The 13352-nt window shown below is 61.9% G+C and carries 15 protein-coding genes; 11 read left to right on the forward strand and 4 right to left on the reverse strand.

From position 1 onward, the window contains the following. Nucleotides 1–6 precede the first annotated feature (6 nt). The 3 genes from ABVR31_RS19250 to ABVR31_RS19260 are packed head-to-tail and all read right to left on the reverse strand — an operon-like array spanning nucleotide 7 to nucleotide 2566. On the reverse strand, nucleotides 7–939 hold the full coding sequence (locus tag ABVR31_RS19250; protein WP_021509505.1) for an SMP-30/gluconolactonase/LRE family protein: 933 nt from the start codon (nucleotides 937–939) through the stop codon (nucleotides 7–9). Then, the gene (locus ABVR31_RS19255) at nucleotides 936–1874 is read right to left on the reverse strand and encodes a hydroxyacid dehydrogenase (RefSeq protein ID WP_372774135.1); all 939 of its coding nucleotides are present in this window, start codon (nucleotides 1872–1874) and stop codon (nucleotides 936–938) included. Before ABVR31_RS19255 ends, ABVR31_RS19250 begins: the two co-directional genes overlap by 4 nt. Then, complete coding sequence (locus ABVR31_RS19260; protein ID WP_021509503.1) at nucleotides 1874–2566, reverse strand: diguanylate cyclase; 693 nt, start codon at nucleotides 2564–2566, stop codon at nucleotides 1874–1876. Before ABVR31_RS19260 ends, ABVR31_RS19255 begins: the two co-directional genes overlap by 1 nt. Nucleotides 2567–2736: 170 nt before the next feature. On the opposite strand from ABVR31_RS19260, the gene ABVR31_RS19265 reads away from it, so the two are divergent. The 9 genes from ABVR31_RS19265 to ABVR31_RS19305 all read left to right on the forward strand — a co-directional run bounded on the left by ABVR31_RS19265 (nucleotide 2737) and on the right by ABVR31_RS19305 (nucleotide 10064). Next, complete coding sequence (locus tag ABVR31_RS19265) at nucleotides 2737–3450, forward strand: IclR family transcriptional regulator (protein WP_021509502.1); 714 nt, start codon at nucleotides 2737–2739, stop codon at nucleotides 3448–3450. Between the two features lie 147 nt (nucleotides 3451–3597). Further along, nucleotides 3598–4023: a RidA family protein gene (locus tag ABVR31_RS19270; RefSeq protein ID WP_021509501.1), complete on the forward strand. Its 426-nt coding sequence runs from the start codon at nucleotides 3598–3600 to the stop codon at nucleotides 4021–4023. A gap of 13 nt (nucleotides 4024–4036) precedes the next feature. Beyond that, a complete protein-coding gene (locus tag ABVR31_RS19275; RefSeq protein ID WP_372774139.1) occupies nucleotides 4037–4711 on the forward strand; it encodes a DUF1028 domain-containing protein in 675 nt (224 codons plus the stop codon). A gap of 15 nt (nucleotides 4712–4726) precedes the next feature. Next, nucleotides 4727–5878, forward strand: coding sequence for an acetylornithine deacetylase (argE, locus tag ABVR31_RS19280; protein WP_058758804.1), 1152 nt, complete (start codon nucleotides 4727–4729; stop codon nucleotides 5876–5878). Between the two features lie 38 nt (nucleotides 5879–5916). Then, nucleotides 5917–7059 (forward strand): ABC transporter ATP-binding protein, encoded by a 1143-nt coding sequence (locus ABVR31_RS19285; RefSeq protein WP_325924253.1) that lies wholly within the window; start codon nucleotides 5917–5919, stop codon nucleotides 7057–7059. A 3-nt stretch (nucleotides 7060–7062) separates the two neighbouring features. After that, nucleotides 7063–8070 (forward strand): NAD(P)H-quinone oxidoreductase, encoded by a 1008-nt coding sequence (locus tag ABVR31_RS19290; protein WP_325924252.1) that lies wholly within the window; start codon nucleotides 7063–7065, stop codon nucleotides 8068–8070. Continuing rightward, nucleotides 8067–8681, forward strand: a complete 615-nt coding sequence (locus ABVR31_RS19295) for a glutathione S-transferase N-terminal domain-containing protein (protein ID WP_325924251.1) — start codon at nucleotides 8067–8069, stop codon at nucleotides 8679–8681. The genes ABVR31_RS19290 and ABVR31_RS19295 overlap by 4 nt, the downstream gene beginning before the upstream one ends. A gap of 10 nt (nucleotides 8682–8691) precedes the next feature. Continuing rightward, nucleotides 8692–9138, forward strand: coding sequence for a type II 3-dehydroquinate dehydratase (locus ABVR31_RS19300; RefSeq protein WP_088517647.1), 447 nt, complete (start codon nucleotides 8692–8694; stop codon nucleotides 9136–9138). Beyond that, the gene (locus ABVR31_RS19305; RefSeq protein WP_372774142.1) at nucleotides 9135–10064 is read left to right on the forward strand and encodes a 2-hydroxyacid dehydrogenase; all 930 of its coding nucleotides are present in this window, start codon (nucleotides 9135–9137) and stop codon (nucleotides 10062–10064) included. Before ABVR31_RS19300 ends, ABVR31_RS19305 begins: the two co-directional genes overlap by 4 nt. 5 nt (nucleotides 10065–10069) lie before the next feature. On the opposite strand, the gene ABVR31_RS19310 is transcribed toward ABVR31_RS19305, so the two are convergent. Then, a complete protein-coding gene (locus ABVR31_RS19310; protein WP_021509493.1) occupies nucleotides 10070–11032 on the reverse strand; it encodes a LysR family transcriptional regulator in 963 nt (320 codons plus the stop codon). Between the two features lie 364 nt (nucleotides 11033–11396). Here ABVR31_RS19310 and ABVR31_RS19315 point away from each other — a divergent pair, with 364 nt between their 5' ends. Together ABVR31_RS19315 and ABVR31_RS19320 are read left to right on the forward strand one after the other, a co-directional pair. After that, nucleotides 11397–12428, forward strand: a complete 1032-nt coding sequence (locus ABVR31_RS19315; RefSeq protein WP_058758799.1) for a polyamine ABC transporter substrate-binding protein — start codon at nucleotides 11397–11399, stop codon at nucleotides 12426–12428. Nucleotides 12429–12497: 69 nt separating this feature from the next. Further along, nucleotides 12498–13352, forward strand: coding sequence for an ABC transporter permease (locus tag ABVR31_RS19320; RefSeq protein WP_021509491.1), 855 nt, complete (start codon nucleotides 12498–12500; stop codon nucleotides 13350–13352).

The following is a 13352-nucleotide window of genomic DNA, read 5'->3' on the forward strand; positions in this document are numbered from 1 at the left end:
TTGTAGTCAGAGAAACGAGGTATCGATGGCCGGCAACGCGCGGCCTGGCGTGTTCTGGGTGCAGGTCAGGATGCTGCCGCTGACCGATTCGGTGATAAACAGCTGATTAAGGTCGGCCCCGCCGAAGCACAGGTTGGTGGTGGAGCGACCCAGCGGACTGAGCAGAATCTCTTCCGGTTCAGCCAGATCGTTAAGACGCCAGACGCGCCCCAGGCCGGGATTGGCGATCAGCAGTTCACCGCGCTGATTGATGGTCAGCCCGTCCGGCCCGCTGGGTCCGTGCGAGGTAAAGAACAGTCCAACTTTGCTCACCGAACCATCCGCCAGCAGCGGCACGCGCCACACGCAGTTGCCGCGCGTCATCGCCACGTAGAGGATTTTCTCATCCGGCGACAGCACCAGGCCGTTCGGGCTCGGGCAGTTATCCAGCAGCAGGTCCAGCCGGCCATCCGGACTGAGCCGATAGACGCGTCCGCTGGCATCGTGCAGCCCGGTCTGGCCCTGATCGGTAAAATAGAGATTGCCGCGACTGTCAGGCGTTAAATCGTTGACGCCGCGAAAGCTTTCGCTATTACGCCGCGTCAGCCACGGCGTGATAGTGGCGCTGCTGATTGACAGCTTCATCAGGCCGTTACGGTAATCGGTGATGATCAGCGTGTCCGGATCGGTCAGCTTCATGCCGTTGGGCTCACCGTCATACTGCACCACCAGCTCCCAGTTGCCGCTCATATCAACGCGAAAGATGCGGCCATAGGGAATGTCGGTGACATACAGACAGCCGGAGGGATGCCACACCGGGCCTTCGAGAAAGGAGTCGGTAAGCTGGCCGCCGCGATTGGCGGCAGCCCAGACATTGCCGGCGTCCGGCCGGCGAAACGCTTCCGGCAGGCGCGAAAACAGCGTTAACTCGCGCACCTCCGGTACGGTGAGCACGGTCATGATACCGCCTCCTGCTCCTGCAGAACCTGCAACGCGTTGCGCGCGGCACCGGTGCCCATGCGCACGTAAGCATTGTCGCTCACGCCACCAATGTGCGGCGTGATAATCACATTGTTGAGCGACTGCCACAGATGCGGTGCAGTCAGCGGCTCGCTGGTGAAGCTGTCCAGTCCGGCGGCACGCAGCGTGCCGTTTTGCAGCGCGGTCGCCACCGCCTGATCGTCAATCAGTCCGCCGCGTGCGGTGTTGATCAGAATCGCGCCAGGCTTAAAACGGGCGAGGGCGGCCGCGTTGATCATCTGGTGATTGCTGTCCGTCAGCGGACAGTGCAGCGACACCACATCGGCACGGCTGTACAGTTCATCCAGTGATTCAACCGCTTCACAGCCAGCCGGCAAGGTTTGCGCATAAGGATCGTAGGCCAGCACCTGCATACCGAAGGCCTGACCAATGCGCGCCACGCGGCTGCCGATGGCACCCAGGCCGACCAGGCCGAGCGTGCGTCCTTCCAGCTCCAGTGATTTATGCTGCGCTTTATCCCAGTGTCCGTCGCGCATCCGGCGGTCCAGCTGCGGCACGGATTTAGCACAGGCGAGGATCAGCGCCCAGGCATGCTCCGACACGGCAGCGGCATTGGCACCCACTGCCGCGCGGACCGCAATCTGGCGTTCCGCCGCCGCCTGCTGATCGATAACGTCAATACCGCTACCGTGCTTGGAGATCACGCGCAGCGCCGGCGCGGCGTCCATGATGCGCCCGTTGATTTTGCCATAGCGCACAATGATCGCCTGAGGATTATGGCGCTCACACAGCGCGATCAAATCGGCTTCCTGCGGCTGGCGTCCGGCATAAATCAGCTGATAGTCCTGCAGCAGCTCGACGGCTTCAGCAGCCAGGTCACTGCCGGTGATGAGGATAGTTTTTACGTTGCTCATTACAGCGATTCTCCTTCTGCTAACATACCCGCCGCGCGCAGGGCACCTTCCAGCCAGCCCGGACGCAAATCGCCCTGCTTAATACCCGCGATGCGGCGCGTTTCGGCGTCCAGCTTCTTCGCCGCCAGGGCAATGATGCGTTCCACATCCTGTTTAGCGATCACCACCACGCCATCGGCATCGCCGACCACCAGGTCGCCCGGCTCAATCGACGCACCGGCCACCGACACCGGATGGTTAACGCGTCCGGGAATACTTTTGGTGGGGCCGCTTGGGTTGAGGCCGGCCGCAAACACCGGATAGCTGCCCTGCGCGAGGGCGTCAGCATCACGCACCGCACCATCAATGATGATGCCGGCGATGCCGGACGCTTCGGCCTGGGTTGCCATGATTTCACCCAGCAGCGCGCAACTGATATCGCCTTTGCCGTCCACCACCAGCACATCACCCGGCTGGGCGATAGCCAGCGCCGCGTGAATCGCCAGGTTATCGCCCGGACGCACTTCCACCGTGATGGCCGGCCCGGCGACTTTCATCTGCGGCGACAGCGGCTTAACGCGGCCATGCAGGGTGCCGCGACGACCGGCGACATCGGCCAGAATCGCCGCCTGGAATGCGGCGGCCTGGCTGACGGACAGGGCGCTGACGCGCTCGATGTTGCGGTTGATCAGGTTATTTGCAGACACAGACATAATTCACCTCGTGGTTTGTTTTACCTGGTACAACAATGTTGTACAATATAAAACAACTATATCGACGATCTGACGCCGCATGCCAGTGTTACGAAGGTGTTTGTGATGTAAACACGATGTGACTCACAGTTTTCAGGTACACTCAGGACGGCACAAATCAGGAGGAAAAAATGGGAAATGAAGGCGTTAATGCGGTGGAGAAGGCGTTGTCCCTGCTGGATTGTTTTAAGCCGGGCGAAGAGAGCCTGTCGCTGACTGCGCTGTCGCAGCTTTCCGGCTATCACAAAACCACTGTCTATCGTCTGATGAACTCGCTGGAAAGGATGGGCTATGTGGTGCGCAGTGACAGCGGGGTCTACACGCTCGGCCCGCGTCTGTTATACCTCGGCAAGCTTTATGAGCAATCCTTCCATCTGGCCAGCGTGGTGCAGCCGGAATTGCAGGCGCTGGCAACGGCGACTAACGAGAGCGCCAGCTGGTACGTACTGGATAACGGCCAGCGTCTGTGCCTGTTTCGTGCTGAATCGTCTGATGGCCTGCGTCATACGCGCCTGCCGGGGACGATTTTTCCGCTCGATAACTCAGCCATCAGTAAGGTGCTGCGTTTCTGGGGCATGAATGAAAATCTCTTCGATGCGCTGCCGTCGCTGCCGATATTCAGTTCGGGCGCGCGCGATCCGCACATCGCGGCCTTTGCCGTACCGGTATTCGCCGAAAATGACCGGCTGACCGCTGCGCTGGCGCTGACCGGCCCGGTTTCGCGTCTGACGCTGAATCGCAAAGATGAAGAGTTAGGCGTGTTGATGCGCGAAGCCGCTGCACGCCTGTCAGCCAAACTGGGCGCGCGCAAAGCATTTTGTGATGCGGTTTATGCGGCTAAATAAGGCTGCGCATTAATCACTCACCGGCGGGCCAGCAGGCCTGCCGCACTCCTTCGGATTTTTCAAAGCAACACCTCAGTTAATGCTGTTTTCCCTGCTGCGCTAAGCCCGGTATACCTTGCGGAAACCAATTAAACGCTGGCAGGCATCATGAGCACCCATACCCGCATCCGCAAATTCAACACCAAAGATACCTATCCTAATCAGTCGCTGGACAACGACCTGTGTCAGGCAGTGCGCGCCGGCAACACCGTTTACGTGCGTGGCCAGATTGGCACCGACTTCGAAGGCAACCTGGTGGGGCTGGGCGATCCGGCAGCGCAGGCCGAGCAGGCGATGAAAAACGTGAAGCAACTGCTCGAAGAAGCGGGCAGCGACCTGTCGCACATCGTGAAAACCACCACCTACATCATCGACCCGCGCTATCGCGAGCCGGTGTATCAGGTGGTGGGCAAGTGGCTGAAAGGCGTGTTTCCCATCTCCACCGGTCTGGTGATCTCGGGACTGGGCCAGCCGCAGTGGCTGATGGAGATCGACGTGATTGCGGTGATCCCCGACGACTGGCAGCCGCAATAAGGAGCGCCGCATCATGACGTTATCGATTGTTGGACGCTGTTCGAAAACCGGCCAGCTGGGCATTGCGGTCAGCTCGTCGAGTATTGCGGTCGGCGCACGCTGTCCGTGGCTGCGCGCCGGCGTCGGCGCGGTCTCCACACAGAACATCACGCTGCCGGCGCTGGGCCCGCGCATTCTTGATCGGCTGAGTCAGGGCGAGACGGCGCAGCAGGCGCTGCAGAGCGGCCTTGCCAGCGATGACTTTTTTGATTATCGCCAGCTTACGGTGCTGGCGGCCGACGGCAGCAGTGCCTGCTTCAGCGGAACGCACACGCTGGGGGTGAATCACGCGCTGTGCGGCAGCGACTGCGTAGCGGCCGGTAATTTGCTGGCGAATCCCGAGGTGATTGCGGCGATGGTCAGCGCGTTTACGCAGCAGCCGGGCGAACTGGCCGCACGGTTAATCGCGGCCATGCAGGCCGGGATGGCCGCCGGAGGCGAAGCCGGGCCGGTTCATTCGGCGGCGCTGGCAGTGGTGGGCGAACCGTCGTGGCCGCTGGTTGATCTGCGCGTTGACTGGACGGAGGGCGATCCCATCGCGGAACTTCATCAGCTGTGGCTGGCCTATCAGCCGCAGATGCAGGATTACCTGACGCGCGCGCTCAATCCTACGCTGGCACCCCGTTACGGCGTGCCGGGCGATGAATAAGCGAGAGGAGACGCGATGCTGACCAGCCGTAACCTGCTCGAACATCTGGTGGCTTTCGACACCACCAGCCGCGAATCCAACCTGGCGCTGATCGATTTCTGCTGGCGCTACCTCAGCGGGCTGGGCGTGACCTGTGAACTGATGCACAACGCAGAACGCAGCAAGGCCAATCTCTATGCGCGGCTCGGGCCAGCCGGCAGCGGCGGGGTGATGCTATCGGGCCACAGCGATGTGGTGCCGGTTGATGGCCAGACGTGGACGGTGCCGCCGTTTGCGCTCACCGAACGTGACGGCAAGCTGTACGGACGCGGCACGGCAGACATGAAAGGCTTCCTCGCCTGCATGCTGGCTGCGGTGCCGCATTTTCTCGCCCAGCCGCTGCGTCAGCCGCTGCATCTGGCTATCTCCTATGACGAAGAGGTGGGTTGCCTCGGCGTGCGCTCGCTGGTGGATTCGCTGGCGCAGCGCAGCGATCGACCGGCGATCTGCCTGATTGGCGAGCCGACAGAACTGCGTCCGGTGCTGGGCCACAAAGGCAAGCTGGCAATGCGCTGCGAAGTGCAGGGCGCGGCCTGCCACTCGGCGTACGCGCCGCAGGGCGTCAATGCGATTGAATACGCCGCGAAGCTGATCCAGCGCTTAACCGTCATCGGTGAACGTCTGGCGGCGCCGGAACGACAGGATGCGCGCTTCGATCCGCCATTTACCACCGTGCAAACCGGGGTGATCCACGGCGGACGCGCGCTGAATATCGTGCCAGACGCCTGCAGTTTTGATTTCGAAGTGCGCACGCTGCCGCAGGAGGATGCGCAGCAGGTGGCAGAGGAGCTGGTGGCGTATGCGCAGCAGACGCTGGAGCCGCAGATGCGCGCGGTGCAGCCCGCCAGCGCCATCCGCTTCTCGCCGCTCAGCGCCTATCCCGGACTGGATACCGCCGCGCACAGTGCCGCGGCACAGCTGATTGCCCGGTTGAGCGGCAGCGACAGCTTCGGCACCGTGGCGTTTGGCACTGAAGGCGGACTGTTTGCCGCCGCCGGCATCCCCTGTGTGGTGTGCGGTCCCGGCAGTATGGAGCAGGGCCATAAGCCCGACGAATTTATCACCCTCGCACAGCTGGACGCCTGTGACAGCCTGTTACGCCGGCTGGCGACCTGGATGTGCGAATGAACCCGCGACGAGCCACCCCGTCCGAATCCGGAGATTGTATGGTCAGTGCAGAAGTAACCCCGTTTCCGCAGCCGCTGTCATCGGCACCGCATAAGGCCAACGTGGCGGTGCAGCTGGATGGCGTCCTGAAGCGCTTTGGTGATGCCATCGCGCTGCATAAAATTTCTCTCACCATCCATGAAGGTGAGTTCATTACGCTGCTCGGCCCGTCCGGCTGCGGTAAAACCACGCTGCTGAACCTGATGGCCGGCTTTGCCGAAGCCGACGGCGGTGAGATTTTTATCGATGGCGACCTGGTAACGGAAATCCCGCCCTATCAGCGCGAGATCGGCATCGTGTTTCAGAACTACGCGCTGTTTCCGCACATGACGGTGGAGAAAAACGTCGGCTACGGCTTGCGTATGCGCGGCGTGCCGAAAGCGGAAATCGCCGAGCGGGTCGGGCAGGCGCTGGCGCTGGTGAAGCTGGCGGGTTACGGCCAGCGCAAGCCGCGTGAACTGTCTGGCGGGCAGCAGCAGCGCGTGGCGCTGGCACGCGCGCTGGTGATTCGTCCCAAAGTGTTGCTGCTGGATGAGCCGTTCTCCGCGCTGGACAAAAATTTGCGTTTATCCATGCAGGTCGAGCTGAAAGCGATTCAGCGCAAACTCGGCGTGACCACGGTCTTCGTCACCCACGATCAGGGCGAAGCGCTGAGCATGAGCGACCGCGTGGTAGTGATGTCGGCCGGTCACGTGCGCCAGATTGGGCCGCCGGATGAGATTTATCGCCGCCCGCAGGATCCGTTTGTCGCCAGCTTCGTCGGTGACGTGAATATTCTGCCGGGCCGCTACGCCGGCCGTGACACCAGCGCGCTGCTGGAGCTGGGCGGCAACACGCTGCGCCTGCCGGCCAAACGGGTGCAGGCCAGCGTCGGCGACCGGCTCGATGTGTATGTGCGTCCGGAAAATGTGCAGCTGGCGCCGCTCGGTCCGCAGGCGCTGCTCAGCGCCACGGTACTGACGCATGTGTTTCAGGGCGATCACGTTGACGTGCACCTCGACATTCCGGCGCTCGGCAGTGCCTCACTGTTTGCCCGTCAGTCCGGACTGGACGCGCTGACGCGCTGGCCGGTCGGCAGCGTGGTAGGGCTGACTTTTGATGACGAGGGCGTTTGCGCCTTCGCCAGCGACGCACAGGGTTAACGCATGACTACGGAAACCATGACGGCGATCATCGCCGCGCAGCCGGGTGGTGCAGAGGTGTTGACTGCGGTGCAGCGCCCGGTGCCGCAGCCGGGACCGGGCGAAGTGCTGCTGCGCGTCGTCAGCGCAGGGGTTAACCGGCCCGATATTCTGCAGCGCAACGGCATGCCACCGCCGCCAGGCTGCAGCGATATTCTCGGGCTGGAAGCGGCGGGCGTCATCGTTGCGCTCGGCGCAGGCGTCAGCGAACTGCAGCCTGGCATGGCGGTGATGGCGCTGCTGAGCGGCGGCGGTTATGCGCAATACTGCGTGGCGCGCGCCGAACTGTGCCTGCCGGTGCCGGACACGCTGCCGCTCAGCCACGCGGCGGGGTTTCCCGAAGCCGCGTTTACCGTCTGGCACAACCTGTTTGAGCTGGGGCGTCTGATGCCGGGCGACAGCGTGCTGATTCACGGCGCGGCCAGCGGCGTGGGTACGCTGGCGATCCAGTGCGCCCAGGCTTGTGGCGCGCGGGTGATTGCCACCGCCGGCGGTGCGGAAAAAATTGCCGCGCTGCAGCAGCTGGGCGTGTGGCGCGCCATCGATCGCCATAGCGAAGATTTTGTGGCGGTGATTCAGACGCTGACCCGGGAACATGGCGTGGATGTGGTGCTGGATAACGTCGGCGGCGACTACATTGCGCGCAACCTCAGCGTGCTGGCAGCGGGCGGGCGGCACGTCAGCCTCGCCTTTATGCAGCGGGCCACGGTGGAGATCGATTTACAGCTGATCATGCGCAAAGGTTTAAGCCTGACCTCTTCCACGCTGCGACCGAAAAGCGCGGCGGAAAAAGCGCGTCTGGCGCAGTGCGTGCGCGCCCATCTGCTGCCTTTACTGGCCGCCGGGCGCATCACGCCGCAGGTGCATCAGCGATTGCCGCTGACGGCCGCCGCGCAGGCGCACCGCATCCTCGAAGCCAATGCCAATATCGGCAAAGTGCTGCTGCTGCCAGATGCGGAGGTCACGTCATGATGGAGCTCTATTACGCCTCTACCTCGCCTTACGTGCGAAAAGTGATGGTGTGCGCCCAGCTGCTGGGTCTGGCGCCGGAGATCACCCTGCTGGCGTCGGCGGCGCACCCCATCGAGCGCGATGCGCGCATTGCCGCGTTTAATCCGCTGGCTAAAGTGCCAGCGCTGCGCACCGAACAGGGGCTATGTTTGTACGACAGCCGGGTGATCTGCGAATACCTTAACCAGCGCGCTGCGGGCCAGTTGCTGCCGGCAGACAGCGAGGCACGCTGGCTGTGCCTTACGCGCCAGGCGCTGGGTGATGGGCTGCTGGACGCCGCGCTGCTGGCGCGCTACGAAACCAGCGCCCGCCCGCTGGAAAAGCAGTGGTCAGCGTGGCGAGATGCGCAGCTGACCAAAGTGGCGGCTGCGCTGGCGGCCATTGAGCAGCAGGCGGAGGCGTTCAGCCGCACGCCCGACGATCTCGGATTGATCGCCATCGGCTGCGGATTGGGCTACCTCGACTTCCGTTTTGCTGAACTCAACTGGCGCGCCACACATCCGCAGAGCGCCGCCTGGTTTGCCCTTTTTGACGCGCACCCGGCGATGGCCGCGACGCGCCCGCACCTGTAACGGAGCCGCCATGTCTCAGATTTTCTTTCTTAATGGGCCCAATGCCAATCTTTACGGCATGGATCGCCACGGTACTTACGGCAGCGACAGTTTCGCCAGCATCGGCGAGCGCTGTCAGCGGCGCGCCGACGCGCACGGCCTCAGGCTGCAGTTTCGTCAGAGCAACCATGAAGGGGTGCTGGTGGACTGGATTCAGGAAGCGCGCCAGCAGGCAAACGGGCTGATCATCAATGCCGCCGGATTATCGTACCGATCAGTACCGATTCTGGATGCGCTGCTGATGTTTGATGGCCCGATCATCGAAGCGCACATGAGCAATATCTGGCAGCGCGAGCCGTTTCGTCATCAGTCGCTGGTGTCGAAAGCCGCCACCGGCGTGATCGCCGGGCTGGGCGCGCTGGGTTATGAACTGGCTATCGATGCGCTGGCGACGCTGCTACAGGAGCCCAGCGCATGACGACGCTGGTGTTTTATAGCGAGTTCGACAGCTTCGAGGCGTGGTCGGCGCTGCTGGCACCACAATTACCGGATGTCACTATCTGCCGTGCCGATCAGGTTGCGGATGCCGATAGCGTGCAGTTTGCGCTGGCGTGGAAGCCGCCGCGCGGCTTTTTTGCCCCGTATCGCCAGCTGAAACTGCTGGTGAATCTGGGCGCGGGCGTCGACTCGCTGGTGGGGCGCGACGACCTGCCTGACATCCCGATCGTCCGGCTATCGGACCCGGATATGGCGCGCATGATGGCCGGTTACGTGCTGTTTGCCGTGCTGCGTTACGCGCGTGACATACCGGCATTTGAGCGCGCACAGCGTGAACGTCGCTGGCATTATCTGCATCCGCGCGAGCCGGCGTCGATTCGCGTGGGCGTGTTGGGGCTGGGCGAACTGGGTGCGTACGCGGCGCGCGAGCTGGCGCGTCAGGGCTTCGACGTGCGCGGCTGGTCACGGTCGCCCAAAGCGCTGGACGGCATTCACTGCGTCAGCGGTATGCAGGCGCTGGATGCGTTTCTGGCCAGCAGCGACATTCTGGTGGTGATGCTGCCGCTCACGCCGCAAACCCACGGATTGCTGGATGCGCAGCGTCTGGCACGGTTGCCGCCGGGCTGCGCACTGATCAACGTGTCGCGCGGCGCGATTGTCGATCAGCCCGCGCTGACCGCGGCGCTGCAGAGCGGACAGATCGCCCACGCCACATTAGACGTGTTCGATCGTGAGCCGCTGCCGCCCGACGATGCGCTGTGGGGCATGGAGAATGTGCTGATCACCCCGCATCTGGCGTCGGTGGCGATCCCGGCCAGCGCCGCGCGTCAGGTGGCTGATAACATCCAGCGAGTGATGCGCGGCGAGCCGGTGCTCAACCAGGTGTTTCCCGCGCGGGGTTACTGAGCGCGTCAGGCGACGCGCACCACCTGCGGGTCGAAGTAGCTTGGCGCGGCCATACCGGGAATGTATTGATCGGAGATGAACATGCGGCAGCGTTCGGCGAAGGCGTTGACCACCATTGACTGCTGCACGTGGGCCACCGTGGCGTATCCCAGCAACATCGGCCGGTTCACGCCGGCAAGGCGCACACGGATCACCCGTTTGCCATCCTGCGACAGATTGGCTTTGGGCCGCACATTGGCGATGCCAAATCCCACGCCGTTGGCCACCATCGCGCGTACCACTTCCATATTGCCGGAGCGCATCACAATGTTGGGCGTCACGCCCGCTTCGCTAAACAGGCTGAGAAAATATTCGCGGCTCCATGGCATATCCAGCAGCACCATCGGCACCGTAGCGAGATCCTGAATGGTCACCGCAGACTGACTGGCAAACGGATGATGTTCGCCGACCATCACATACGGTGGCAGCTGCGCCAGCGACTGAAACGCGATGTCGCTGGCCGGCACCAGATCGTAGGTCAGCGCGATATCGATATCGGCGGCGCGCAGCTGTTTCAGCAGCTGTTCATGATTGCCCTCCACCAGCGTGATGCGCACGCCGGGGAAGGCACGGCCAAAGCCAAACACCAGCTCCGGCGTCAGCATCGGGGCCAGCGTGTCGAGACAGCCGACGCGCAGCGGGCCGCGCACGTTATTCAGCGACTCTGAGGCGATGGTATACAGATTCGACATCTGTTCCAGGATCAGCTTCGCCTCTTTTAATACCTGATGGCCAATGGCGGTGAGCGATACGCCCTGCGCGTGGTGGCGCACAAACAGCTGCACCCCCAGCTCGGATTCGATGTGGGTAATGGCGGCAGAGATCGACGGTGACGACACGTGAATACGTTCGGATGCGCCAATAATGCTGCCGGCTTCGCCGGACGCGACGAAGTATTCCAGCTGGCGCTGGGTGATGCGACTGAGCATGCAGATTCTCCTGGTGTCGCCAGCGCGATCTTGTCGCGCCGGCTTTTCTATTTACCCCTGTTTCCATGCATTTATCATGCCGGACAGCGAATAGCAGCATAATCCCCTGCCTGACGCTTCACGCCCATTCGCTTCTGCCTCACCAGGGCTTAAGAAAATCCGTTGCAAAGCAGCGACTTTTTTAGCGTCAGAAATTCCGATGCAACGGCGAGGAAAAGGCTGTTTTACCGCAGCATCGGCCAGCGGCAGAATCGCTGTGACACCTGCTTTTCACTTTCGCACTGTTTTGGCGCAGCGCGCCGTGGCGAATCAACGGTGGTTCAGAGCAGCGATAACAGCCTTTTCATTGACTGGGGACAAAAATATGTTGCGTAAGATGTGTGCCTTAACGTTGTTAACCACGGGAATTCTGAGCGCAGGGAATGCCATGGCCGCCGACAAGCTGATTGTCAGCACCTGGGGCGGCAGCTTTAAAGATCTGATCGATCAAACCATCGCTAAGGAGTTCACCAAAGAGACCGGCGTCGAAGTGCAGTTCGTCACCGGCGGCACCATCGATCGCCTCAACAAAGCCAAACTGGCGGGCGGTTCGCCGGAAACTGACGTGACCTTTACCACCGCGCACGTCGGCTATCTGTATGCCAACAGCGGCCTGTTCGAGAAGCTCGACATGAGCAAAATTCCTAATGCGGTCAATCTGGTGCAGCAGGCGAAAGTCAGCCCGTATCATCTGGGCGTGTGGGGCTACGTCTACACCATCGGCTACCGACCGGATCTGGTGCCAAAAGGGGAAACTTTCACCAGCTGGAACGACCTGTGGAAGCCGGAGCTGAAAGGTACGCTGGCGCTGCCCGACTGGGATCCAAGCCACATCATCGCCGTGGCCGCCAAACTCTCCGGCAGCGATGCGGCGCACTGGCAGCAGGGCCAGGCGAAGCTGAAAGCGCTGATTCCTAACATCAAATCGTTCTACACCGATGATGCCAACAGCCAGCAGCTGATCTCCACCGGAGAAACGCCGGTGCAGGTGATGCTGTCAATGAACGCCTACAGCATGATTGCGGAAGGGGTCAACATTAAGCTGGCGATACCGAAAGAGGGCGCGATCCTCGGCGTGGATACCGTCGGCATCAATAAAGGCAGCAAACATGCCGATCTGGCGTACAAGTTCATCAACATCGCACTGAAACCGGAAATTCAGCAGCAGGTGGCGAAGATCTATCGCGGTAGCCCGACGGTGACCAACGCGCATATCGATCCGGAGCTGGCGAAGCTGCCAGGCATGCTGACCACGCCGGCGCAGTGGAATGCCACCATCAATACCGATCCCCAACTGCGTGCGGAGAAAACCGCCGAGTGGCGTCAGTGGTTCTCTGAAAACATCATGTCTCACTGATTGTCCTGGTGCTGCGGCGGGGCGGGTGCCTCGCCGTAGCCGGTAACACCTATGCAGGCAGTAACGTCCATGACGAAAAAACCGACATTTTTACCCTGGTTCATTCTTCCCGCCACGCTGACCGCGATGGGGCTGGTCGTCGCGATGTTTGCGGTGATGCAGTTCAGCGTGCGTGCATACATCCCCGGCTCGCTGGATGTCGGCGGCTTTACGCTGGCCAATTTCAGTGGCCTGTTCAAACGCATCTATGGCGACGCGTTTCTCAATACCGTGCTGCTCAGTGCCAAAACGGCCCTGTTTGGTTTGCTGATGAGTTACCCACTGGCCTATGCGCTGGTGCGCACCCGCACTGCGTGGATCAAATCCACCATTCTGATCATCGCGATTACTCCGCTGTTTCTGGGGGAAGTGGTGCGCACCTATTCGTGGATTATCGTGCTGGGTAATAGCGGCTTTCTTAATAGCCTGCTGCTGGCGCTGGGCATCATCAGCCAGCCGATCCAGTTTATGTTTACCCAGACCGGCGTGGTGGTCGCGCTGGTGCATGTCACCATGCCGATCATGGTGCTGATGCTGGCGACGGCGCTGTCACATATCAATCCGGACTACGAAAAAGCCGCCACCAGCCTTGGTGCCGGGCCGGTACGCGCGCTGCTGACGGTGACCATTCCGCTGTCGATTCCCGGCATCATCGCCAGCCTGACCACCGCGTTTGCCTGGACCTTCAGCGCTTTCGCGACGCCACAACTGATTGGCGGCGGGCGCGTCAGTACCGTGGCTACGCTGGTGTATCAGCTGGGTTTCTCCTCGATGAACTTCCCGTTTGCCGCAGCGCTGAGCATTGCTGGCCTGCTGCTGACCATTCTGCTGCTGCTGGCGCTGAAGCGCATGACGCGCTTCCTGCACGCCATGGGAGGGCACTGA

Source organism: Pantoea sp. WEP (assembly GCF_041678305.1).
GTDB classification, from domain to species: domain Bacteria; phylum Pseudomonadota; class Gammaproteobacteria; order Enterobacterales; family Enterobacteriaceae; genus Pantoea; species Pantoea dispersa.

What these genes read in the sequence shown, in the direction of transcription:
- ABVR31_RS19310 (WP_021509493.1), bottom strand. Translation starts at nt 11,032, where the DNA reads ATGCTCAGTCGCATCACCCAGCGCCAGCTGGAATACTTCGTCGCGTCC.
- ABVR31_RS19250 (WP_021509505.1), bottom strand. Translation starts at nt 939, where the DNA reads ATGACCGTGCTCACCGTACCGGAGGTGCGCGAGTTAACGCTGTTTTCG.
- ABVR31_RS19270 (WP_021509501.1), top strand. Translation starts at nt 3,598, where the DNA reads ATGAGCACCCATACCCGCATCCGCAAATTCAACACCAAAGATACCTAT.
- ABVR31_RS19295 (WP_325924251.1), top strand. Translation starts at nt 8,067, where the DNA reads ATGATGGAGCTCTATTACGCCTCTACCTCGCCTTACGTGCGAAAAGTG.
- ABVR31_RS19255 (WP_372774135.1), bottom strand. Translation starts at nt 1,874, where the DNA reads ATGAGCAACGTAAAAACTATCCTCATCACCGGCAGTGACCTGGCTGCT.
- ABVR31_RS19315 (WP_058758799.1), top strand. Translation starts at nt 11,397, where the DNA reads ATGTTGCGTAAGATGTGTGCCTTAACGTTGTTAACCACGGGAATTCTG.
- argE (WP_058758804.1), top strand. Translation starts at nt 4,727, where the DNA reads ATGCTGACCAGCCGTAACCTGCTCGAACATCTGGTGGCTTTCGACACC.
- ABVR31_RS19260 (WP_021509503.1), bottom strand. Translation starts at nt 2,566, where the DNA reads ATGTCTGTGTCTGCAAATAACCTGATCAACCGCAACATCGAGCGCGTC.
- ABVR31_RS19300 (WP_088517647.1), top strand. Translation starts at nt 8,692, where the DNA reads ATGTCTCAGATTTTCTTTCTTAATGGGCCCAATGCCAATCTTTACGGC.
- ABVR31_RS19320 (WP_021509491.1), top strand. Translation starts at nt 12,498, where the DNA reads ATGACGAAAAAACCGACATTTTTACCCTGGTTCATTCTTCCCGCCACG.
- ABVR31_RS19265 (WP_021509502.1), top strand. Translation starts at nt 2,737, where the DNA reads ATGGGAAATGAAGGCGTTAATGCGGTGGAGAAGGCGTTGTCCCTGCTG.
- ABVR31_RS19285 (WP_325924253.1), top strand. Translation starts at nt 5,917, where the DNA reads ATGGTCAGTGCAGAAGTAACCCCGTTTCCGCAGCCGCTGTCATCGGCA.
- ABVR31_RS19275 (WP_372774139.1), top strand. Translation starts at nt 4,037, where the DNA reads ATGACGTTATCGATTGTTGGACGCTGTTCGAAAACCGGCCAGCTGGGC.
- ABVR31_RS19305 (WP_372774142.1), top strand. Translation starts at nt 9,135, where the DNA reads ATGACGACGCTGGTGTTTTATAGCGAGTTCGACAGCTTCGAGGCGTGG.
- ABVR31_RS19290 (WP_325924252.1), top strand. Translation starts at nt 7,063, where the DNA reads ATGACTACGGAAACCATGACGGCGATCATCGCCGCGCAGCCGGGTGGT.